This window comes from Streptomyces tritici, from assembly GCF_048500665.1.
GTDB lineage: Bacteria > Actinomycetota > Actinomycetes > Streptomycetales > Streptomycetaceae > Streptomyces > Streptomyces tritici.
In genome coordinates, this window is sequence record NZ_CP183183.1 from 233582 (window position 1) to 254876 (window position 21295).

Consider the following 21295-nt stretch of genomic DNA (forward strand, 5'->3'; position numbering starts at 1 on the left):
CGGCCGGCGGTCAGGCCGCGGTGCGGTACCGGGCGCTGCCGGCGTGCCATTCGCGGTTGCCGCCGACCCAGGCCCACGTTCCGGCGAGGAAGCGGGCCAGTTCCGGGGAGCCGGTGCGGGAGAGGGCGGAGGCCTCCGCCTCGAAGGTGTGCATCAGCTCGTCGTGGATGAGGACGCTCCGGTCGACGGCCTCTTCCATGGAGCACCGCTCCTCGGCCGCGATCAGCATGGGCAGGCTGTAGTCCGTGGGGTCTTCCTTGCCCATGGAGTAGAGGTCGTTCATCAGCACGGTGGCGGTGCCGGCCAGGTTGAACGCCCGGCGGACCCGTACGTCGGAGAACTCGGCCATCGGCACCTCGTAGCCGGCCATGGCGTCGACCAGGACCATGCACGGGATGAAGCTGTTCTCGTGCCGGTGCATCAGGTACTCCCAGACCGGCGGGCGCTGGCCGGTGGTGTGCCAGACGCCCTCCTGCCCGTACGCCACGAACATGATGGCCAGTTCGTGGCGCAGCCGCCGGACCTGGGTGGTCGAGGCGTACGGGGTGAGGCCGGCGAGGGCGGAGCGCAGGGCCTTGGCCACCGGGTCCTTCTGGACGGCCTTCTCCAGCTGCGGCGCGTACGCCAGGGGAAGCTGCGCCTGGTCGATGACGGAGTGGCAGATCGCGAGCCGCTGCCCGAGCACCTCGTGCGCGGGCTCCTCGACCTCGCCGTCGACGATGTGGTCGTCCACGGCCCATTCGGACAGCCCGCACTTGGCCGCCGCGAGCAGCCGGTCGGGGTCGTCGGTCTCGGGGTGGGCGAGCATCATCAGCCGGCCGAAGTTGGCGGAGCGGACCTTGTCGAGGTGGCCGGGGTAGATCCCGATCTCCTCGGCCCAGGCGACCAGCCGTTCGTTGACGGTCTCGCCGAGGGCGACGTCGTCGCGGACGGCGGGCGGGCAGTACAGCTCGGGGACTCCGGGCGGTGGCGGGGTGCCGGGGCCCGGAGCGGCGCCGTCCGCCGCCGCGCGGGCCGCGGGGACCGGGCCGGGGAGGCGGGTGGGGCCGCGCAGCCGGTCGGCGAGGCCCGCGGCGGAGGTGCCGAGGCCGCTGGGCCGGGACGGCGGGCTCGGCAGCGGGGCGGGGCGTCCCGGATCTGCGAGGGGGGCGCCGAGCAGCGCCGCCGCTTCGGGGGTGGCCGCGAGGGCGGCCATCCGGGAGAGCAGGGACACGGCTCAGCCCCCGTTCCCTCGGGGTGACGGGCGGTCAGGCACGCGGACGCACCTCGACGTTCTCCAGGATGCCGATCGCGTCGGGGACGAGGACGGCGGCGGAGTAGTAGGTGGAGACCAGGTAGGAGATGATCGCCTTGTCGTCGATGCCCATGAAACGGCAGTTCAGGCCCGGCTCGACCTCGTCGGGCAGGCCGGTCTGGTGCAGGCCGATGACGCCCTCGTTGTTCTCGCCGGTGCGCATCGCGATGATCGAGGAGCTGTGCTGGTCGGAGATCGGGATCTTGCTGCAGGGCAGGATCGGGATGCCGCGCCAGGCGGGGATGTGGTGGCCGTCGAGCTCGGTGTGGCCGAGGACGAGACCGCGCTTGTTGCACTCCTTGCCGAAGGCGGCGATGGCGCGCGGGTGGGCGAAGATGTACTGGGTGCCGCGGCGCATGCTGATCAGGTCGTCGAAGTCGTCCGGGGTGGGCGGGCCGGACTGGGTCTGGATGCGCTGGTCGTAGTCGGTGTTGTTGAGCAGTCCGAACTCGGGGTTGTTGACGAGCTCGTACTCCTGGGTCTCGCGCAGTTCCTGAATGGTCAGGCGCAGCTGCTGCTGCGTCTGGTTCATGGGCTGGTTGTAGAGGTCGGCGACGCGGGTGTGCACCTTGAGCACGGTCTGGGCGACGCTGAGCTCGTACTCGCGCGGCCTGGGCTCGTAGTCGGCGAACGCGGTGGGCAGGGTCGCCTCGCCGTAGTGGCCGGCGCTCAGCTCGATCGCGGCCTCGCCGGCCTTGTTGACGGGGCGGCGGTGGCCGTTGGCGCCCTGGCTGCGAACGTGGTCGCGCAGCTTCTCGTACTGCTCGGCGACGGCCTCGTAGGCGGAGTGCGGCAGCGAGAGCAGGGTGACGGCGGTGAGGGCGCGGGCGGTGAAGTCCCACTTGGCGTCGGTGCCGGCGAGGACCTGGCCGCCGAAGGTGTCGCCGTCGCCGAGCCGGCCGAGGACGGCCTCGTCGCCGTACTTGCCGTTGCCGATCTTCTCGATCTTGCCGTGGGCGATCAGGTAGACGTGGTCGGCCTTGCGGCCGGACTCGACGATGACCTGGCCGGGCTCGTACTCCTTCTGCACGAAGCGGTCGGCGAGGGCGCCGAGCGCGGTCGGGTCGTCGAAGCCCTTCAGGAGCGGGAGTTCGGCCAGCTCGGCGGGGATGACCTGCACCTTGGAGCCGCTCTTGACGAAGGTGACGCGGCCGTCGCCGACGACGTAGGAGAGCCGGCGGTTGACCCGGTAGGTGCCGCCGGGGGTGTGCACCCAGGGCAGCTTGCGCAGCAGCCAGCGGGAGCTGATGCCCTGCATCTGGGGTTCGGACTTGGTGGTGGTGGCGAGGTTGCGGGCGGCGGCGGTGCTGAGGCTGAGCTGGACCTTGCTGATCTGGGCGGCTGGGGCGGGCGCCGGTGCCGCTGCGGGCTCGGTGTCGACCGACATGAGCGGAGCTCCTTCTGGGGATCGATTCGTCACTCTCCGCATCCAGTCCTAACGCATGGTTGCCGAGGTCATATGCAGCACCGCGGGCCCTGCCGTTGCGCGTCGCCCGGGGCAGGCGCTCCCCGCGCGCCGCACGCGCTCCGCCGGCCGGCCCAACGGCGGGGTCACCCGACGTGACGGGGAGCGGGAGGCGGGAAATCGGCGTCGGGCCCTTGCCAGGACGGGCGGAGTCTTGGATTACTGGTCCCGTGGCGACCGAATGATCGGTCGGCCGATCCGAGTGGACGGGAGTGCGGCGCATGACGGAACTGCTGGACGCGGGCGAGCGGCTCGACCGGGAGGGGCTGGCGGCGCTCCAGCTGGAGCGGCTGCGGGCGACCCTCCGGCACGCGTACGAGAACGTCGCCTTCTACCGGCAGTCGTTCGACAAGGCGGGGCTGCGCCCCGAGGACTGCCGTTCCCTCGCGGATCTCGCGCGGTTCCCGTTCACGGCCAAGACCGATCTGCGCGACCAGTACCCCTTCGGGATGTTCGCCGTGGACCAGTCGCAGGTGCGCCGGATCCACGCCTCCAGCGGCACCACCGGCCGTCCGACGGTCGTCGGCTACACCGAACGGGACCTCGACACCTGGGCGGACGTGGTGGCCCGGTCGATCCGCGCGGCCGGCGGGCGGCCCGGCCACAAGGTCCATGTGGCCTACGGGTATGGGCTGTTCACGGGCGGGCTCGGGGCGCACTACGGGGCGGAACGGCTCGGCTGCACGGTGATCCCGGCGTCCGGCGGGATGACGGCCCGTCAGGTACAGCTGATCCAGGACTTCCGGCCCGAGATCATCATGGTGACGCCCTCGTACATGCTCACGCTGCTCGACGAGTTCGAGCGGCAGGGCGTCGATCCGCGGGGCACCTCGCTGAAGGTGGGCATCTTCGGGGCCGAGCCGTGGACGGAGGAGATGCGCCGGGAGATCGAGGAACGGTTCGCGATCGACGCGGTCGACATCTACGGGCTCTCGGAGGTGATGGGCCCCGGGGTGGCGCAGGAGTGCGTGGAGACCAAGGACGGTCTGCACATCTGGGAGGACCACTTCTACCCCGAGGTCGTCGACCCGTTCACGGGGGAGGTGCTGCCGGACGGCGAGGAGGGCGAGCTGGTGTTCACCTCGCTGACCAAGGAGGCCATGCCGGTGATCCGGTACCGCACCCGCGACCTGACCCGGCTGCTGCCGGGCACGGCGCGGGTGTTCCGGCGGATGGAGAAGGTCACCGGGCGCAGCGACGACATGGTGATCCTGCGCGGGGTGAACCTGTTCCCCACGCAGATCGAGGAGATCGTGCTGCGCACGCCGGGCGTCGCCCCGCATTTCCAGCTGCGGCTGACCCGTGAGGGCCGGCTCGACGCGCTGACCGTACGGGCGGAGGCGCGTACCGGCGCGACGCCCGAGCAGCGCGCGGAGGCGGAGCGGGCGATCGCCGCGGCGGTGAAGGACGGGATCGGGGTGTCGGTGGCGGTGGAGGTCGTCGAACCGGAGACGCTGGAGCGCTCGGTCGGCAAGATCAGGCGGATCGTGGACCTGCGGGACGCGCGCTGAGGAGCGGGCCGCGCACGCGACGAGGAGGCGGGCGCCGGCCTACATGGCCTGCACCCGCCTCCTCGGCGTCAGTCGTCCGGGCCGTTGAACCCGGGGTCGTGCGCCGGGCCCGTCGGCGGCGGGCCGGCGTTGGCCAGTTTCTGGCTCACGTACTCGGCCCGGATCTGGTCCGTCGACAGCTTCTCCCAGCCCTCGGGGAGCTTCAGGCCCGCCTCGGCGAGCTCCTTCTCCCACTGCGCGACCAGAGCCTGCCGCGTACGAGGGGTGTCCTCAGCCGGCACCGCGGGGCTGACCGTGACCCCCGTCGAGGGTTCGGCCAGCTCGAACACCGTCACCGTGGCTCCCACGCCCAGCAGGAAGGCCGCCGCTGCGCCCAGCCACACCTTGCGCCCCATCTCACTCCCCTCCTCCGGTCCGGCCGTGGTGAACGACCGTACCGCCATCGTCCGGACGGCTGCCCGGCGCGTCAGCCGAGCGTGCCGATCCTGTTGATGACGTCGACGGCGTTGTCGGCGTGCGCCGAGCTGTACAGGACGGGTTCGACGATGTTGCCGGCGCCGTCGTCCTTGCCGTGCGAGTTGGCGCCGACGATCTGGCCCTCCGGGGTGGACATCGGGCCGCCCGAGGCGCCGTGGCCCATGTCGCAGTCCATCCGCAGCCGGTCGTCCACCGGGAAGAACCGCGTGGCGTCCTCGGCGTTGCCCGTGCAGTAGAACTGGGTGTAGCCGTCCATGTCGGTGCGCTGGTAGCCGTCGCCGGGGAAGCCGGAGTCGATGATGTCCGACCAGTCAGGGCCCGAGCCGAAGCGGTAGCCGAAGGCGCCGACGGTGTCGGTCAGGTTGGTGTAGCCGGCCGGCGGGACGACCGTGAAGGCCGCGAGGTCGGCCCAGAACACGTCGCCGTCCGCGGTCCAGGAGGTGGGCGCGACCTTCGCCTTGGCGACCCACTCGCCCCACGGGGCGTCGTAGCCCTTGGGGGCCTGGGTGTTCTTCTTGTAGCCGGGGATGAAGAGGACGTCCTGGAAGAAGCCCTCCGCGCCGGATCCGTCACCGGGGTGGATGCAGTGACCGGCCGTCCACACGGTGTTCTTGTTGGCGGTGACGATGGAGGATCCGGTGCAGCCGTGGGTGGTGCCGTCCTTGGCCGTGAACAGGATCTTCCCGACCATGACGGCGGGCACGGTCTGCGGGTACGGGACCGGCTGGGCGTACGGCATCTCCGGCACGTCGGTGGTGCCGGCGAGCGTCGTGTACGTCCGGCCGGCGACCGCGGCCCTCGACTGCGCCGGCCGGGTCTGCTCGACGGGCTTGCGGCCGCCGGCCTTCACCGCGGCCGCGGCCTTCTGGTTGAAGGCGGCCTGGTCCTTCTTCTCGTTGGCGAGGGCACGCTCGACGCGCTCGCGGGTCCAGTAGTCCCGCACCTGCTGCGGGTCGGTGGTCTGCGTGCCGACGGTCAGCGTCGGCCAGGGGGACGGCGTCCCGGCCTGCGCGACGTCGGCGTCGGCGAGCGTGACGGGCAGGAGCACCAGGGACAGCAGGGCGGCTGCCGCTGCCCGTCGGGGCGTGCGGATCTTCACGTCGGTCTCTCCGGATCGAAAGTTGATCTTGGACGGAGAGAGTGAAGCAGGTCGATGAGGAGGGCCGGTGGAGCGGATGTGAGGGAATCCATTCCGGTTCGCGGAGAAGCTCCTCGCACCCGCTCCGCGACCCTGGGTGACCGCCCGAGGGCGCCCCGCCGGCTCGACCTGTGGCCGGGCGGGCCGCTGCGTAGCCTGGAAGACAGGAGGTGGTTTCGATGCTGGCGGACGCACCTGTAGCCGCGATCATCCCGGTCAACGACCTCGCCCGGGCGAAGCGCTTCTACACCGAGAAGCTCGGCCTCTCGCTCACGCGGGAGACGCCGGAGGACACCAGGCTCGAGTCCGGTGGGACGGTGGTGGGCCTCTACGAGACGCCGTACGGCGGCCAGGCCGAGCACACTCTGGCGAGCTGGAAGGTCTCCGATCTGGACGCCGAGATGAAGGACCTGCGCTCCAAGGGCGTGGAGTTCGAGGACTACGACCTGCCCGGCCTGAAGACGGTCGACGGCGTCGTGGAGACGGAGGCGATGCGGGGCGCCTGGTTCAAGGACAGCGAGGGCAACATCCTCTGCCTGATGGAGGACCGCTCCGGCTGACGTCCGTACGACGGCCCGGTCAGGGCAGACGGCGCAGCGGCTCGCCGTCGAGGAACGCCACGACGTCCTCGACGGCCTGCTCGTAGTACGTGCGGTAGCTGGTGCGCGAGACGTAGCCGAGGTGCGGGGTGGCGAGCAGCCGGGGCGCGGTGCGCATCGGGTGGTCGGCGGGCAGCGGTTCGACGTCGTGCACGTCGACCCCGGCGCCGGCGATCCGGCCCTCGTGGAGGGCGGCGAGCAGGGCGTCCTGGTCGACGATGGCGGCGCGGGAGGTGTTGACCAGGTACGCGGTCGGCTTCATCAGGGCGAGTTCGGGCGCGCCGATGAGGCCGCGGCTGCGGTCGCCGAGGGCCAGGTGGATGGTGACGAAGTCGCTCTCGGCGAGGAGTTCGTCCTTGGAGGAGGCCAGGCGGACGCCGGCCTCCTTGGCGCGCTCCTCGGTGAGGTTGGGGCTCCAGGCGGTGACGTCCATGCCGAACGCCAGGCCGACGCGGGCCACTTGGCTGCCGATCCGGCCGAGGCCGAGGACCCCGAGGCGGCTGCCGTGCAGGTCGGCGCCGACGGTGCTCTGCCAGGGGCCGCCGGTGCGCAGCGCCTCGTTCTCGGTGACCAGGCCGCGGGCGAGGCCGAGGAGGAGCGCCCAGGTGAGCTCGACGGTGGAGGTCGAGTTGCTGGCGGTGCCGCAGACGGTGACGCCGTGGGCCTCGGCGGCCGCGTAGTCGATGACGGTGTTGCGCATGCCGGTGGCGACGAGGAGCTTGAGCCGGGGCAGCCGGGCGAACAGGGAGGCGGGGAAGCGGACGCGTTCGCGCAGGGTGACGACGATGTCGAAGTCGGCGAGGGCGGCGGCCAGTTCGTCCTCGTTCGCGTGGTGCGCGGTGAACGGGACCGCCTCCACCCGTCCGTGGAGCACGGACCAGTCGGCGGAGGCGAGGGCGGCGCCCTGGTAGTCGTCGAGGAGGGCGCAGCGCAGCGTGGTCATGACGGTCTCCCTGGTCGGTCATCGGAGCGACCGCGGGAGCGCGGCCGCCGTCCCATGATCGCCGACGGACCGTTCGGCCGGTTCAGGGGGTGCCGAAGCGGTCGCGGAGCTCCCGCTTGAGGATCTTTCCGCTGGCGTTGCGCGGGAGCCGGTCCACGAACAGCACCCGCTTCGGGGCCTTGAAGGACGCGAGCCGCTCGCGGGCGTGGGCGACGAGTTCGGCCTCGGTGACCTCGTCGCGGGCGACGACCACGGCCGTGACGGCCTCGATCCACTTCTCGTCGGGCAGTCCGACGACGGCCGCCTCGGCGACGGCCGGGTGGGTGTAGAGCACGTCCTCGACCTGCCGTGAGGCCACGAGCACCCCGCCGGAGTTGATGACGTCCTTCACCCGGTCGACCACGGTGTAGTAGCCCTCGGCGTCGCGGACGGCGAGGTCGCCGGAGCGGAACCAGCCGCCGCGGAACGCCGCCTTCGTCTCCTCGGGCTTGTTCCAGTAGCCCTCGCACAACTGCGGGGAGCGGTAGACGACTTCGCCCGGCGTGCCGTCGGGGACGTCCGCGCCGTCCTCGTCGACGACCCTGGCCTCGACGTGGCGGACGGGCCGGCCGCAGGACTCCATCCGTCCCTCGTGCTCGTCCGGTCCGAGGACGGTGGCGAGCGGCCCGATCTCGCTCTGGCCGAAGCAGTTGTAGAAGCGCAGGCCGGGCAGCCGCTCGCGCAGCCGCTCCAGGACGGGGACGGGCATGATCGACGCGCCGTAGTACGCCTTGCGCAGGGCGGACAGGTCGCGGCGCGCGAACCCGGGGTGGTTGGCCAGGCCGATCCAGACGGTGGGCGGGGCGAAGAGGCTGTCCGCGCGGCCGGATTCGACGAGGTCGAACAGGATTGCCGGGTCGGGCGCGTCGACGAGGGTGTTCTCCGCGCCGACCGCGAGGTAGGGCAGCAGGAAGACGTGCATCTGCGCCGAGTGGTACAGCGGCAGCGCGTGCACCGGGCGGTCGTCCTCGTGCAGGTCGAGGGCCTCGATGGCGCTGGCGTACTCGTGCACGAGCGCCCGGTGGGTCATCATCGCGCCCTTGGGCAGGGCGGTGGTGCCTGAGGTGTACAGGAGCTGGACGAGGTCGCGGGCGTCGCGGTCGGTGTCGTACGCGTCGGGGCGCTCGAGCTTGCCGAGGAACGAGCGGGGCGCGTCGCGCAGCGGCTTCACGGCGAAGTCCGCCGGGACCCGGTCCGCGAGGGCGGGATCGGCGAGCACCAGCGAACTCCCGGACTGCTCCAGGATGTACGCGAGGTCCTCGCCGGTGAGGTTGTGGTTGACGGGCACGTGGATCAGGCCGGCGCGGGAGCAGGCGAGGAAGGCGATCAGGTAGGCGTCGGAGTTGTGGCCGTAGGCGGCCACCCGGTCGTACTCGTCCAGGCCCCACCGCTCCCGCAGCACGGCGGCTCCGGTGGAGACGGCCGCGTCCAGTTCGGCGTACGTCCACGTCCGGTCGGCGTACCGGAGGGCGATCCGGTCCGGGACGCGCTGGGCGCTCATGCGCAGGACACCGTCGACGGCGCGGCTGAGGAGTCGATCCATGGCGCGATCCTCCGGCGGCGGCCGGACGGCGGTCAAGTACCGCTCCTGCGCCGGAACTCGGCGACCTCGGATACCGAACGGGATGTTGACAAAGCGAGCGCTCAGCTGACTGCATGGTCCGACCGCGTTGCACCATCCGTCCGTCGGGAGGAACGTTGCAGCTCCGCACTCGCCTGAAACACCTGCTTCTGGCCGGCGCCGCCCTGGCCACCGTCACCGCCTCGCTGCCCGCCGCGGCCGTCGCGGACCCGGGGGGCGGGCCGGACCGGCAGGCCCGGCCGTCGGACCGGGGCCTGTCGGCCGTCGTCCGCTACACCGAGTACGGCATCCCGCACATCCTCGCCGAGGACTACGCGAACCTGGGCTTCGGCACCGGCTGGGCGCAGGCCGCGGACCAGATCTGCGTCCTGGCCGACGGCTTCGTGACCGTGAACGGCGAGCGCTCGCGGTACTTCGGTGCCGACGGGGCGCCCGACGGGTCCTTGTCGTCGGCCTCCCGGAACCTCTCCAGCGACCTGTACTTCCGCGGGGTGCGCGACGCGGGCACGGTCGAGGCGCTGCTGCGCACCCCCGCGCCGGCAGGCCCCAGCCGGCAGCTGAAGGAGCTGATGCGGGGCTGGGCCGCCGGGTACAACGCCTGGCTGCGGCAGAACCGGATCACCGACCCGGCCTGCAAGGACGCCGCCTGGGTGCGCCCGGTGACCACCCTGGACGTGGCGCGGCGCGGCTTCGCCGTCGCGGTGCTGGGCGGACAGGGCCGCGCCGTCGACGGGATCACGGCCGCGCGGCCGCCCGCCGCCGGGGCGACGCCCGGCGCCGCGCCCGACCCGGGGCGGGCCGCGACCGCGGCCCGCGAGCTGTTCGCGGCGGAGGGCGCCGACATGGGCTCCAACGCGGTCGCGTTCCGCGGCGACACCACGGCGAACGGCCGGGGGCTGCTGCTCGGGAACCCGCACTACCCGTGGCACGGCGGCCGGCGCTTCTGGCAGTCCCAGCAGACCATTCCGGGCGAACTCAACGTCTCGGGCGCCTCGCTGCTCGGCACGACCGTCGTCAACATCGGCTTCAACGACAAGGTCGCGTGGAGCCACACCGTCGCCACCGGCGTCACCCTCAACCTGCACCAGCTCGCCCTCGACCCGGCCGACCCGACCGTGTACCTGGTCGACGGCCGGCCCGAGCGGATGACCCGGCGCACCGTCACCGTCCCGGTCCAGGGCGGCGATCCGGTCACCCGTACCCAGTGGTGGACCCGGTACGGGCCGGTCGTCACCGGCCTGGGCGCCTCGCTGCCGCTGCCCTGGACGACCACGACCGCGTACGCGCTGCACGACCCCAACGCGGCGAACCTGCGCGGTTCGGACACCGCCCTCGGCTTCGCCAAGGCGCGCTCCACGCGGGACCTGCTCGACACGCTGCGGCGCGTGCAGGGCCTGCCGTGGGTGAACACGATCGCGGCGGACTCCTCCGGGCACACCCTGTTCGCGCAGGCGCAGGTGCTCCCCCGGATCACCGACGAGCTGGCGCAGCGCTGTTCCACGCCGCTCGGCCGGGCGACGTACCCGGCGTCGGGGGTCGCCGTGCTCGACGGCTCGCGCGCCGACTGTGCGCTCGGCTCCGACCCGGACGCGGTGCAGCCGGGCGTCTTCGGCCCGTCGCGGATGCCGGTCCTCCTGGACGCCCCGTACGCGGAGAACTCCAACGACAGCGCCTGGCTGACCAACGCCGACCGGCCGATCCGCGGGTACGAGCGGGTCTTCGGGACCATCGACACGCCCCGCTCGCTGCGCACCCGCGGCGGCATCGAGGACGTGGCCGCCATGGCGGCGCGGGGCCGGCTGACGGTGGCCGACCTGCAGCGGCAGCAGTTCGCCAACCGGGCGCCGGCCGGCGACCTGGCGGCGGCGGACACGGCGCGGGCCTGCCCGGCGGTGCTGCCGGACGATCCGGAGGCGTGCCGGGCGCTGGCGGGCTGGGACCGGACGGTGGGCTCCGGCAGCCGCGGCGCGCTGCTGTTCGACCGGTTCTGGCGGAGGTTCACCGCGACGGCGAAGCCGGCCGAGCAGTGGAAGGTGCCGTTCTCGGCCGCGGACCCGGTCCGTACGCCCCACACGCTCGCCACGGACTCGCCCGCCTTCGCCAAGGCCCTGGCGGACGCGGTCGCCGAGCTGCGCGCGGCCGGCATCCCGCTCGACGCCCCACTGGGCGCGCACCAGTTCGTGGTGCGGAACGGGGTGCGGATCCCGGTGAGCGGCGGCACGGAGTCGCTCGGCATCTGGAACAAGACCGAGCCGGTGTGGAACCCGGCCGGCGGCGGCTACACGGAGGTGGCGCACGGCACGAGTCACGTGCAGGCGGTGGGCTGGGACGGCGGGCGGTGCCCGGTGGCCCGGACGCTGCTGACGTACGCGCAGTCCTCGAACCCGAACTCGCCGCATTTCAGCGACCAGACGGCGCTGTACTCCCGAGAACGCTGGGTGGCCTCCCGCTTCTGCGAGCGGGACATCATGCGCTCTCCCGCCCTGAAGGTCGTCCGCGTCAGGGACTGAACGAGAGGAACACGAAGGCGGCGAAGATCGCGAGATGGACGCCGCCCTGCAGGAGGGTGGCCCGTCCGGGCACCACGGTGAGGGCGCTGACCACGGCGGTGAGCACGAGCAGCACCATGTGGACCGCGCCCAGGCCGAGCACCAGGGGCCCGGACAGCCACACCGAGGCGAGCGCGATCGCCGGGATGGTGAGGCCGATGCTGGCGATCGCGGAGCCGTAGGCCAGGTTGAGGCTGGTCTGCATCCGGTCGCGACGGGCGGCGCGCACCGCGGCCAGCGTCTCGGGCAGCAGCACCATCAGGGCGATCACGACACCGACGACGGCCTTGGGGAGCCCCGCGGACTCGACGCCGTCCTCGATGGCCGGCGAGATCAGCTTGGCGAGGCCGACGACCGCGACGAGGGCGAGGAGCAGCAGGCCGAGGCTGGCCCAGGTCGCGCGCGCGGTGGGCGGTTCCGCGTGCTCCTCCTCCGGCTCCTTGCCCTCGCCGCCGGGGCGCTCGCTGCCGGGGCGCGGGACGGGCAGGAAGTAGTCGCGGTGCCGCACGGTCTGGACGCCGACGAAGACGCCGTACAGGCAGAGCGAGGCGACCGCGGCGAAGGCCAGCTGGGGCCCGGAGAACTCCGGCCCCTGGTGGCTGGTCGTGAAGGTGGGCAGGACGAGGGTCGTCGTCGCGAGGGTGCAGACCGTGGCGAGCGCGCCGCCGGAGCCCTCCGCGTGGAAGACGGCGACGCGGGTGCGCAGCGCCGCGACGAGCAGGGACAGGCCGACGATCCCGTTGCAGGTGATCATCACGGCGGCAAAGACGGTGTCCCGGGCGTACGTGGCGGACTTCCCGCCGCCGCCCGCCATCAGGGTGACGATGAGTCCGACCTCGATGACCGTGACCGCGACCGCGAGCACCAGCGAGCCGAAGGGTTCGCCGACGCGGTGGGCGATGACCTCGGCGTGGTGCACGGCCGCGAGGACGGCGCCGAGCAGGCAGAGCCCGACGAGGGCGACACCGAAGCCGGGCAGGCCCCGTCCCCAGGCGACGCCCAGGGCGACGCCGGCGACGACCGGCGCCCAGGTGGTCCACTGCCGGGCCGTCCCCATCGCACTCGAACTCATGATCACCATACTGCCACAAACCGCCCCAACTCCTCGGTTGTCGCCCGCCGTCCCGTGCGGGTGCCCTCCGTGCGGGCCCCGGCGGCCCCGTAGCGGCGGCCGGCCGTGCGACGGGATACTTCCGGCGGCCCGTCACCCGCCGTACGGAAGGACGCCCGTGCCCCCGATACGCACCACGCTCGCCCTCGCCCTCGCCCTCGTCGCCGCGACGCCCCTCGCCCCGACCGCGGCCGCCGCCCAGGCGGTCACGGTGGAGGAGGCCAGACTCGACCGGGCCGCGCCCCAGGAGATCCTGGCGCGGAGCGGATTCGCCTCGGCGGCCCCGGAGTTCGCGGACGCCCTCGCCGAGGCCGGCTCCCCGGAACAGGCCGAGCGGACGGTCGTACGGCACGGGGCGCGGCTCTGGCAGCGGGCGGTCGACCGGGCCCAGGGCCGCGGGCCTGCGAAAGAAGAAGGGCGCGAAGCGCATCCTTGGAAGGGTGGTGGTGGGCGACGGGCGGGGCTCTCGCGGGACGACGACCGGCCGCTGTACTGGGCGCGGCTCGCGCTGACCCGGGAGCTGCGCACCTGGCGGCCGGGGTTCGGTCTCACCCCCGAGGCGCGGGCCCGGCTGCTGGACCGGCTCGAGCGGTCCTCGCGCGGCCAGGACTCCATTCGCCTCCCGGAGGGCCGGGGCGTCAAGCGCATCCTGTTGACCGGCTTCGACCCGTTCACCCTCGACCGCGACGTGCGGATCAGCAACCCCTCGGGTGCCACGGCGCTCGCCCTCGACGGGACCTGGCTGCGCACGGCGGACGGGTCGCTCGCGCGGGTGGAGACGGCCGTCTTCCCGGTCCGCTGGGAGGACTTCGCCGACGGCACCGTGGAGCGGACCCTGCGCCCGCACCTCGCGAAGGCGGACCTCTTCACCACGGTGAGCCAGGGCCGGCCCGGGCGCTTCGACATCGAGCGCACCAACGGGGCGTGGCGCGGCGGCTTCCCGGACAACGAGAACCTGTCCCGCACCGGGCCCGTGCCGGTGGACGACCCGGCGACGCAGCCGCAGTGGACGTCGACCACGCTTCCGTACGCGGCGATCACGGCGGCGGCCACCGGCCGGTTCCCCGTCCTCGACAACACCTCCGTGACCGAGGTCCCGGCCGGCGGGGACGCCCCGGTGGTCCGCCCCGACGGCCCCACCCCCGGCTCCGCCGCCCGGGCGGGCGGCGGCGGCGACTACCTCTCCAACGAGATCGCCTACCGCGCCACCCTGCTGCGCGACCGCCTCGGCCTGACGGACCTGCCGGGCGGTCACGTCCACACGCCGGTGCTCCGGTTCGGCGCGGGCAACACGGACCCGGCGACGGGGTCGGTCACCGATCCCGAGTTCGTCCGGAACCGTCTGGACATCATCGCCCAGGTCCGCGCGATCGTCGCCGTCGCGGCCGCCGACCGCCAGTGAAGGAACCGTAGGTCGGAGGCCCGGCACGGCGACCGGCCGGGACGCGGTCAGGTGCCCCCGGTCGGTGGTCGGCGTTCACGGACAGCGCCCGAAGGGACGGAGCCGGGGCCGCGGGCAGGGTGACAGCGGGTGGTGGCTGTCCTACGCTGCTGGCGAATCGCCACCGACCGGGGGGTAGGGCATGGCATACGTTCTCTTTCTCGTCGCGGCCGTGCTCAGCGTCGTCGGCTGGTCGGTCGACAGCGACGGGGCCGTCACCGCGAGTTGGGTGGTCTGGGGGCTCGGTGTCCTCGCTCTGGTCGTCCGCGTGCGCGCCAACCGCCGCAAGTTCCGTTCCCTTGAGGAACTTCAGGCAGCGGCGGAGGCCGGCGACCCCCGCGCGCTGCGCGTCCTCGCCCTGCGCAACAAGCTCCTCGACGACTTCACGGAGGCCGAACGGCTCCTGCGCAAGGCGGTCGACCTCGGGGACGTCGAGTCGATGTGGGAGATGGGCCGGCTGGTCGAACAGCGCGACGGCCTCCCGGCCTCCGAGCCGTGGTTCCGCATGGCGGCCGAGCACGGGCACTTCTTCGCCAAGCGCTTCTTCCGGCCCGGCCACGCCCTGAACATGGACGGCAGCAACCCCCTCTGACGCCTCGGCCGCCCGGGGGCCGGGGACGGTTCGTCAGTCGACCCGCCACCACTCATCCACCACGTCCGGGTGCGGGGGCAGCGCACCGACGTCCTTCGCCGCGCCGAACGCGGGATTGACACCCAGCGCGACGTCCGCGCCGCCGCGCAGCAGCACACCGGACGGCGCGCCGATGTACTCGTTCTCCACGCAGTAACGGGTCTCGGCGTAGGCGGCCTCCATGGCGTTCCCGAGGGCCACCAGGTCGAGCACCTGCGGGCCCTGCTGGACGCCCTTCAGCAACGCGTGCACGAGCGTCCCGGTGAAGGGGTCCTCGGTGTACTCGAAGCTCGACGGACCGGCCAGCACGGAGGCGCGCGGCGCCGCCTCGGTCCATGCCGACGCCGCCGCGTCGGGCCAACTGCATTCGAGGGCGACGACGACCCGGGCCGCGCGGCCGGCGCCCATGATCCCGGCGATCTCCGCCGCGCCGACCCCGGTGTCCTCGGGCCGCTCCGGGTCGGTGCCCCGGACGCCCAGGAACAGCCGGTCCCCGCGCAGGAAACTCCGCCCGGCGAACTGGAACAGCAGCACGTCGGAAGCCGCGTCGGCGGCTTCCCGGACGGCGGCCAGCACGTCCTCCGGGCGCTCGGGGTCGAGGAGCAGCGTGACGTTCTCCGGGTGGAACGCGCCCGTGCCCGATCCGGCGCCGGTGAGCGCCTCGACCGCCAGGCGGCGGGTGGGTTCCGTCACCTCCGCAGGGCGGTCCAGGCCGGCGCCGGAGCCGACCAGGACCGCGCGGGAGCGCTCCGGGTCGGGCAGGAGGAGGTGACGCGGCCGGTCCTCAGCGGCGGTCATGCGGGCTCCTCGCAGGGTGACGCGACGTCGGACGGTCCGAGTGCCCTTCGAGGATTCCGTACCGCCCCCTGCCGCGCACAGACCCGCGTCGGACGTTCAATCGCCCCGCGACGCGCCGGGCGGGCCAGAGGAGCGGGGCCGGTGGCTGCTCACAGGGGGCGGTCGTGGCCCTGCCAGTACGGGTCGCGCAGGCGGCGTTTGTAGAGCTTGCCGTTGGGGTCGCGGGGCATGGCCGTGGTGAAGTCGACGCTCTTGGGGCGTTTGTAGCCGGCCAACCGGGCCTCGCAGTGGGCCAGGATGTCGGCGGCGAGCGCGTCCGACGGTTCGTGGCCCTCGGCGGGTTCCACGACGGCCTTCACCTCCTCGCCCCAGTCGGCGTGCGGGACGCCGAAGGCGGCGGCGTCGGCGACGGCCGGGTGGCCGAGCAGGACGGCCTCGATCTCGGCGGGGTAGATGTTGACCCCGCCCGAGATGATCATGTCGATCTTGCGGTCACGGAGGAAGAGGTAGCCGTCCTCGTCGAGGTAGCCGAGGTCGCCGACGGTGAAGTAGTCGCCGATGCGGCTCGACGCCGTCTTCGCCTCGTCCTTGTGGTAGGCGAAGCCTCCGGTGGACATCTTCATGTACACGGTGCCGAGTTCGCCGGGGGCGAGGCGTTCGCCGTCGTCGTCGAAGATCGCGAGTTCGCTGATGGGCCAGGCCCTGCCGACCGTGCCCGGTTTCTTCAGCCAGTCCTCTGCGGTGGCGAAGGCGCCGCCGCCCTCGCTGGCCGCGTAGTACTCCTCGACGCAGTGGCCCCACCAGGCGATCATCGCCCGCTTGACGTGGTCGGGGCAGGGCGCGGCGCCGTGGATGGCGTGGCGCATGGACGAGACGTCGTAGCGGGCGCGGACCTCCTGCGGGAGGGACAACAGCCGGTGGAACTGGGTGGGGACCATGTGGGTGTGGGTGCAGGCGTGCGCGTCGATGAGCCGCAGCATCTCCTCGGGCGTCCACTTGTCCATGAGGACCAGCCGGTGTCCGATGTGCAGCGACGCGGCGGCGAACTGGAGCACGGCCGTGTGGTAGAGCGGCGAGCAGACCAGGTGGACGTTGTCGTCGAAGGGCCGGATGCCGAAGATGCCGAGGAAGCCGCCGAGGTGCGTCTCCTCCGGCGGCTTGCCGGGCAGCGGGCGGCGGATGCCGCGGGGGCGGCCGGTGGTGCCGGAGGTGTAGTTCATGACCCAGCCGAGGGTGCGGTCGGCGGGCTCGGACTCCGGCCGGCCGTCGAGGAGTTCGGCGTACGGGCGGAAGCCGGGGACGGCGCCGACGGCGTAGCGGTGGCTCGCGGGCAGCGCGGCCTCGTCGGCGGCGGCCGTCGCCGCCGCGCCGAACCGCTCGTGCGCGAGCAGGACCTTCGCGCCGGAGTCGGCGACGATCCAGGCGATCTCGGGGCCGACGAGGTGGTGGTTGACCGGGACGAGGTAGAGGCCGGCCTGTGCGGCGGCGAGGTACGCGGTGAGGAAGGCGATGCCGTTGGGCAGGACGACGGCGAAGGCGTCGCCGCGCTCCAGACCGGCCGCGCGCAGTCCGTGGACCAGCCGGTTGGCGTCGGCGTGCAGCCGTCCGGCCGTCCACTCCTCGCCGTCCGGCGCGACGAGGACCGTGCGGTCGGGGTCGGCGGTCGCCTGGGCCCAGAAGCCGTTGGTCACTGTCCGCTCCTTCCGGCGATGCGGTTGATGCGGTCGACGGCCCGCTCGAAGCCGCGCGTCAGGTCGTCGACGATCTGCCGGACGCTGCGTTCGGAATTCATTCGGCCGACGATCTGGCCGACGGGCGTGCCGAGCAGGGGCGTCACCTCATACTTCTGGATCCGGGAGACGGCCTCGGCGACGAGCAGGCCCTGCAGCGGCATCGGCAGCGGCCCGGGGCCGGCCGGGTCGTCCCAGGCGTCGGTCCATTCGGTGCGCAGCTGGCGGGCGGGCTTTCCGGTCAGGGCGCGGGAGCGGACGGTGTCGCCGGAACCGGCGGCGAGGAGCTTGTCGGTGAGGGCGCGGGAGTGGAGTTCGGCCTCGGTGGCGGTGAGCCAGAGGGAGCCGAGCCAGACGCCCTGGGCGCCGAGCGCGAGGCCGGCGGCGATCTGCTCGCCGCTGCCGATTCCGCCGGCGGCGAGCACCGGCAGCGGGGCGACGGCCTCGACGACCTCCGGGGTGAGCACCATGGAGGCGATCTCGCCGGTGTGGCCGCCGGCCTCGTAGCCCTGGGCGACGACGACGTCGATGCCGGCGTCGGCGTGGTGGCGGGCGTGCCGGGCGCTGCCGGCGAGGGCGGCGACGAGCACGCCGTGGTCGTGGGCGCGGGCGACGACGTCGGCGGGCGGGGAGCCGAGGGCGTTGGCCAGGAGCTTGATGGGGTAGTCGAAGGCGACGTCGAGCTGGCTGCGGGCGACCTGCTCCATCCAGCCGGTGATCCGCCAGCCGGATGCCTCGCCCTCGGCCAGTTCGGGGACGCCGTGCTTGGCGAGGGTGGCGCGGACGAACTCCCGGTGGCTCTCGGGGATCATCGCCTCCACGTCGGCCTCGGTCACCCCCTCGACCTTGTTGGCGGGCATGACGACGTCCAGGCCGTAGGGCAGTCCGTCGGTGTGCTCCTGCATCCAGTCGAGGTCGCGGGCGAGGTCGTCGGGGGCGGTGTAGCGGACCGCGCCGAGGACGCCGAAGCCGCCGGCTCTGGTGAGGGCGGCGGCCACCGCGGGGAAGGGCGTGAAGCCGAAGATGGCGTGCTCGATCCCCAGCTTTTGGCTCAGCTCCGTCTTCATGGGCGGCAGGATGCCGCAGCGGATCGGCCGAGGGAAGAGGTTTTCTGATGCAGCGTCAGATTCTTTGCCGTTCCTCACGGCGGCGCCCGCCTTCTTGACGCGCCGCCACCTCGGTAAGAAAGTTTCAGGCGTTGCGGGTGTGGGCGAAGGATTCTTTCAGGGGCGTGGGAGGGTAGGCAGGCGATGACGAAGGAACCGGCAGGCCGGGGCATCGGCCGCCGCGCGTTCGGCGGCGGGCTCCTGGCTCTGGGAGGTGCGGTGATGGTCGGCTCGATCCCGGGGGCCGCCGCGGCCCCCGGACCGCAGGACGACGGGGCGCCCGAGGGGGCGGACGGGCGGCGGACCGTGCTGCGCCGTGGTTCCGCCGAGCGGGCGGGGCTGCTCCCCGCGCACCTCGACCGGCTGGTGGGCGACGCCGAGGCGTTCCTGCGCCCCTCCCCCAAGCACCCCTGGTACGCGGGGGCGGTGCTGCTGGCCGGCCGCGGCGGCACCGTCGCGCTGCACCGCGCGATCGGCAGCGCCGTGCGGTACGCGGCGTACGACGAGAAGACCGACTCCGGGGTGGAGCTGCCGCCCGAGCGGCAGATCGCGATGGCCGAGGACACCGTCTTCGACCTGGCGTCGGTGTCCAAGCTGTTCACCGCGATCCTGGCGGTGCAGCAGCTGGAGCGCGGGACGCTGGAGCTGGAGGAGCGGGTCGCCGCGTACCTGCCCGCCTTCGCCGGCGGCGGCAAGCAGGACGTCACGGTCCGTCAGCTGCTCACTCACACCTCGGGTTTCCGTGCCTGGATCCCCCTCTACAAGGAGCCCACCCGCGAGGGGAAGCTGCGGCTGCTGTGGAACGAGGCCCTCGCGAGTCCGCCGGGGACGAAGTACCTCTACTCCGACCTCAATCTGATCTCGCTCCAGCTCGTCCTGGAGGAGATCACCGGTCGCGCTCTGGACGCCCTGCTCCGGGACGAGATCACTGCTCCGCTCGGGATGCACCGCACGCGTTTCAATCCGCCGCTCTCGTGGCGGCCGAAGATCGCCGCCACCGAGGACGCCCGGCTCCCCTGGTCGGGTCTGGACCGCGGCATGGTCTGGGGCGAGGTGCACGACGAGAACGCGTACAGCCTCGGCGGGGTCGCCGGCCACGCCGGCGTCTTCTCCTGCGCCTGGGACCTGGCGGTGCTCGCCCGTACGCTCCTCAACGGCGGCGCGTACGGCCGGGCCCGCATCCTGTCCGAGGAGTCGGTCGCGCTGATGTTCACCGACTTCAACACCGCCTTCCCCGGCGACGAGCACGGCCTCGGCTTCGAGCTCAATCAGCACTGGTACATGGGCGCCCTCGCCACCCCGCGCTCCGCCGGGCACACCGGCTTCACCGGCACCAGCCTGGTCGTCGACCCCACGACCGACGCCTTCCTGATCGTGCTGGGCAACTCCGTGCACCCGGTGCGGAGCTGGCGCTCCGGCTCCGCGCCCCGGGTGGCGACGGCGAACGCGCTGGCCCGCGCCGTGCCGGTGCGCCCGGCGCGCGGCGGCACCGCCTGGTTCTCCGGCATGGCGAGCGCCGCCACGGCCACGCTCACGCTGCCCGCGGTCACCGGCGCCGCCCGCCTCGACTTCGGCCTGTGGTGGGACACCGAACCGGCGGCGGACGCGGCGCACCTGGAGGCCTCGGCGGACGGCGGGGCGACCTGGACGGCGGTGCCGTTCACGACGGCGCGGCCCGGCGGCGAGCCCCGGCCGCATCCGGACGGCGCGGTGAGCGGCTGGTCGGGCCGGACCTGGTACGCCGCGACGGCCGACCTGTCGGCGTGGGCCGCCGCCACGGTCCGGCTGCGCTGGCGCTACGTCACCGACCAGCGCTACGTCGGCCGCGGCGTGTACGTGGAGCGCCCGCGCGTCGTCGACGCGGCGGACCGGCCGCTGTTCGACGACGCCCGCCCGGCGGACGCGGCCCGGATCGAGGCGGTCGGCTGGGAGGCGTCGGCGGACTGACGGCCGGACGCCTCAGCCGCGGGGTTCCGCGGCGGCGCGCAGGGCCGCCAGGACCGGGGCGATCAGCGGGTGGTCCTCCGAGCCGCGGCGGACCGCGGCGAAGACCCGGCGGGTCGGGGCGACGCCGTCGACCGGGCGGACCACCACGCCGGCCAGATCGGTGCCGCGCAGCGCCGAGCGCGGGACGAGCGCGACGCCCGCGTCGGCGGCGGCCAGGGCGACGACGGCGCGGAAGTCGTCCGACGTGTGGTCGAGCCGGGGCTCGAAACCGGCGTACTCGCAGGCCAGGACGGTCACGTCGTGGCACGGGTTGCCGGCGGACTGGCCGATCCAGGGGTCCTTCGCCAGATCGGCGAGCGCGACCCGTTCGCCGTCCGCGAGCCGGTGGCCGAGCGGCAGGACGGCGTCGAACGGCTCCGCGTACAGCGGCAGCCGGGTGAGCCGGGCGTCGTCCTCGGCGGGCGCGCCCCGGTACTCGACGGCCACGGCGACGTCGACCTGCCGGTCCAGGACCATGAGCAGGCTGGCGTCGCCCTCGGCGTCCCGGACGCGGACCCGGATGCCGGGCGAGGTGCGGGCCAGCTCGCCGATGGCCGGGGCGACGACCAGGCCGATCCCGGTGGCGAAGGCCGCCACCGTGACCGTGCCGGCCTCGCCGGAGCCGTACGCGGCGAGCTCCGACTCGGCCCGCTCCAGCTGGGCCAGGACGGCGTTGGCGTGGTGGAGCAGGATCTCCCCGGCCGGGGTGAGCCGGGCCCCGCGCGCGCTGCGCTCGACGAGCCGGTGCCCGGTCTCCTGCTCCAGGGCGGCGAGCTGCTGCGACACCGCCGACGGGGTGAGGTACAGCGCGGCGGCCGCCGCCGTGACGGTGCGGTGGTCGGCCACCGCCCGGAGGATGTGCAGCCGCCGTGCTTCGATCATGCCCCTAGTGTCG

The 21295-nt window shown here is 73.3% G+C and carries 17 protein-coding genes; 6 read left to right on the forward strand and 11 right to left on the reverse strand.

The window, feature by feature from the left end; all coding sequences use genetic code 11:
• Window positions 1-10: 10 nt before the first annotated feature.
• Entirely contained in the window at window positions 11-1213 is a 1203-nt protein-coding gene (locus ACNJ93_RS01165) for a family 2 encapsulin nanocompartment cargo protein terpene cyclase (RefSeq protein ID WP_418955398.1), read from the reverse strand.
• A gap of 34 nt (window positions 1214-1247) precedes the next feature.
• Window positions 1248-2681 (reverse strand): family 2B encapsulin nanocompartment shell protein, encoded by a 1434-nt coding sequence (locus tag ACNJ93_RS01170; RefSeq protein WP_418955399.1) that lies wholly within the window; start codon window positions 2679-2681, stop codon window positions 1248-1250.
• A gap of 299 nt (window positions 2682-2980) precedes the next feature.
• Between ACNJ93_RS01170 and paaK the strand changes: the two genes are divergently transcribed.
• Entirely contained in the window at window positions 2981-4270 is a 1290-nt protein-coding gene (paaK, locus tag ACNJ93_RS01175; RefSeq protein WP_418955400.1) for a phenylacetate--CoA ligase PaaK, read from the forward strand.
• 68 nt (window positions 4271-4338) lie between these two features.
• Here paaK and ACNJ93_RS01180 read toward each other — a convergent pair whose 3' ends face one another.
• Window positions 4339-4665 carry a hypothetical protein gene (locus ACNJ93_RS01180; protein ID WP_418955401.1) on the reverse strand — a complete coding sequence of 109 codons (327 nt, stop codon included), beginning with the start codon at window positions 4663-4665 and terminating at the stop codon, window positions 4339-4341.
• Between the two features lie 71 nt (window positions 4666-4736).
• Entirely contained in the window at window positions 4737-5846 is a 1110-nt protein-coding gene (locus ACNJ93_RS01185; protein WP_418955402.1) for a trypsin-like serine peptidase, read from the reverse strand.
• A 218-nt stretch (window positions 5847-6064) separates the two neighbouring features.
• Between ACNJ93_RS01185 and ACNJ93_RS01190 the strand changes: the two genes are divergently transcribed.
• Window positions 6065-6445 carry a VOC family protein gene (locus tag ACNJ93_RS01190; protein ID WP_418955403.1) on the forward strand — a complete coding sequence of 127 codons (381 nt, stop codon included), beginning with the start codon at window positions 6065-6067 and terminating at the stop codon, window positions 6443-6445.
• 19 nt (window positions 6446-6464) lie between these two features.
• Here ACNJ93_RS01190 and ACNJ93_RS01195 read toward each other — a convergent pair whose 3' ends face one another.
• Window positions 6465-7427, reverse strand: a complete 963-nt coding sequence (locus ACNJ93_RS01195; RefSeq protein WP_418955404.1) for a D-2-hydroxyacid dehydrogenase family protein — start codon at window positions 7425-7427, stop codon at window positions 6465-6467.
• Between the two features lie 82 nt (window positions 7428-7509).
• On the reverse strand, window positions 7510-9009 hold the full coding sequence (locus ACNJ93_RS01200; protein WP_418955405.1) for a fatty acyl-CoA synthetase: 1500 nt from the start codon (window positions 9007-9009) through the stop codon (window positions 7510-7512).
• Window positions 9010-9164: 155 nt separating this feature from the next.
• Here ACNJ93_RS01200 and ACNJ93_RS01205 point away from each other — a divergent pair, with 155 nt between their 5' ends.
• Complete coding sequence (locus tag ACNJ93_RS01205; protein WP_418955406.1) at window positions 9165-11558, forward strand: penicillin acylase family protein; 2394 nt, start codon at window positions 9165-9167, stop codon at window positions 11556-11558.
• On the opposite strand, the gene ACNJ93_RS01210 is transcribed toward ACNJ93_RS01205, so the two are convergent.
• A complete protein-coding gene (locus ACNJ93_RS01210) occupies window positions 11548-12669 on the reverse strand; it encodes a calcium:proton antiporter (protein WP_418955407.1) in 1122 nt (373 codons plus the stop codon). The genes ACNJ93_RS01205 and ACNJ93_RS01210 overlap by 11 nt on opposite strands.
• A gap of 166 nt (window positions 12670-12835) precedes the next feature.
• Here ACNJ93_RS01210 and ACNJ93_RS01215 point away from each other — a divergent pair, with 166 nt between their 5' ends.
• Both ACNJ93_RS01215 and ACNJ93_RS01220 read left to right on the forward strand, forming a co-directional pair.
• Window positions 12836-14110, forward strand: a complete 1275-nt coding sequence (locus tag ACNJ93_RS01215) for a pyroglutamyl peptidase (protein WP_418961278.1) — start codon at window positions 12836-12838, stop codon at window positions 14108-14110.
• 181 nt (window positions 14111-14291) lie between these two features.
• Window positions 14292-14741, forward strand: a complete 450-nt coding sequence (locus ACNJ93_RS01220) for a sel1 repeat family protein (RefSeq protein ID WP_418955408.1) — start codon at window positions 14292-14294, stop codon at window positions 14739-14741.
• Window positions 14742-14774: 33 nt separating this feature from the next.
• On the opposite strand, the gene ACNJ93_RS01225 is transcribed toward ACNJ93_RS01220, so the two are convergent.
• The 3 genes from ACNJ93_RS01225 to ACNJ93_RS01235 form a co-directional block, all read right to left on the reverse strand.
• On the reverse strand, window positions 14775-15578 hold the full coding sequence (locus tag ACNJ93_RS01225; RefSeq protein WP_418955409.1) for a hypothetical protein: 804 nt from the start codon (window positions 15576-15578) through the stop codon (window positions 14775-14777).
• Window positions 15579-15727: 149 nt separating this feature from the next.
• Window positions 15728-17269: an acyl-CoA synthetase gene (locus ACNJ93_RS01230; RefSeq protein ID WP_418955410.1), complete on the reverse strand. Its 1542-nt coding sequence runs from the start codon at window positions 17267-17269 to the stop codon at window positions 15728-15730.
• The gene (locus ACNJ93_RS01235) at window positions 17266-18375 is read right to left on the reverse strand and encodes an NAD(P)H-dependent flavin oxidoreductase (RefSeq protein WP_418955411.1); all 1110 of its coding nucleotides are present in this window, start codon (window positions 18373-18375) and stop codon (window positions 17266-17268) included. The genes ACNJ93_RS01230 and ACNJ93_RS01235 overlap by 4 nt, the downstream gene beginning before the upstream one ends.
• A gap of 183 nt (window positions 18376-18558) precedes the next feature.
• On the opposite strand from ACNJ93_RS01235, the gene ACNJ93_RS01240 reads away from it, so the two are divergent.
• On the forward strand, window positions 18559-20361 hold the full coding sequence (locus tag ACNJ93_RS01240) for a serine hydrolase (RefSeq protein ID WP_418955412.1): 1803 nt from the start codon (window positions 18559-18561) through the stop codon (window positions 20359-20361).
• 12 nt (window positions 20362-20373) lie between these two features.
• Here the strand turns inward: ACNJ93_RS01240 and ACNJ93_RS01245 are convergent, their stop codons facing one another.
• Window positions 20374-21282: a LysR family transcriptional regulator gene (locus ACNJ93_RS01245; protein ID WP_418955413.1), complete on the reverse strand. Its 909-nt coding sequence runs from the start codon at window positions 21280-21282 to the stop codon at window positions 20374-20376.
• Between the last annotated feature and the right edge of the window lie 13 nt (window positions 21283-21295).

Excerpts from the sequence above, each read along its gene's own strand:
- ACNJ93_RS01170 (WP_418955399.1), bottom strand. The coding sequence starts at position 2,681 with ATGTCGGTCGACACCGAGCCCGCAGCGGCACCGGCGCCCGCCCCAGCC.
- ACNJ93_RS01195 (WP_418955404.1), bottom strand. The coding sequence starts at position 7,427 with ATGACCACGCTGCGCTGCGCCCTCCTCGACGACTACCAGGGCGCCGCC.
- ACNJ93_RS01220 (WP_418955408.1), top strand. The coding sequence starts at position 14,292 with ATGGCATACGTTCTCTTTCTCGTCGCGGCCGTGCTCAGCGTCGTCGGC.
- ACNJ93_RS01245 (WP_418955413.1), bottom strand. The coding sequence starts at position 21,282 with ATGATCGAAGCACGGCGGCTGCACATCCTCCGGGCGGTGGCCGACCAC.
- ACNJ93_RS01210 (WP_418955407.1), bottom strand. The coding sequence starts at position 12,669 with ATGAGTTCGAGTGCGATGGGGACGGCCCGGCAGTGGACCACCTGGGCG.
- paaK (WP_418955400.1), top strand. The coding sequence starts at position 2,981 with ATGACGGAACTGCTGGACGCGGGCGAGCGGCTCGACCGGGAGGGGCTG.
- ACNJ93_RS01190 (WP_418955403.1), top strand. The coding sequence starts at position 6,065 with ATGCTGGCGGACGCACCTGTAGCCGCGATCATCCCGGTCAACGACCTC.
- ACNJ93_RS01225 (WP_418955409.1), bottom strand. The coding sequence starts at position 15,578 with ATGACCGCCGCTGAGGACCGGCCGCGTCACCTCCTCCTGCCCGACCCG.
- ACNJ93_RS01180 (WP_418955401.1), bottom strand. The coding sequence starts at position 4,665 with ATGGGGCGCAAGGTGTGGCTGGGCGCAGCGGCGGCCTTCCTGCTGGGC.
- ACNJ93_RS01200 (WP_418955405.1), bottom strand. The coding sequence starts at position 9,009 with ATGGATCGACTCCTCAGCCGCGCCGTCGACGGTGTCCTGCGCATGAGC.
- ACNJ93_RS01240 (WP_418955412.1), top strand. The coding sequence starts at position 18,559 with ATGACGAAGGAACCGGCAGGCCGGGGCATCGGCCGCCGCGCGTTCGGC.
- ACNJ93_RS01235 (WP_418955411.1), bottom strand. The coding sequence starts at position 18,375 with ATGAAGACGGAGCTGAGCCAAAAGCTGGGGATCGAGCACGCCATCTTC.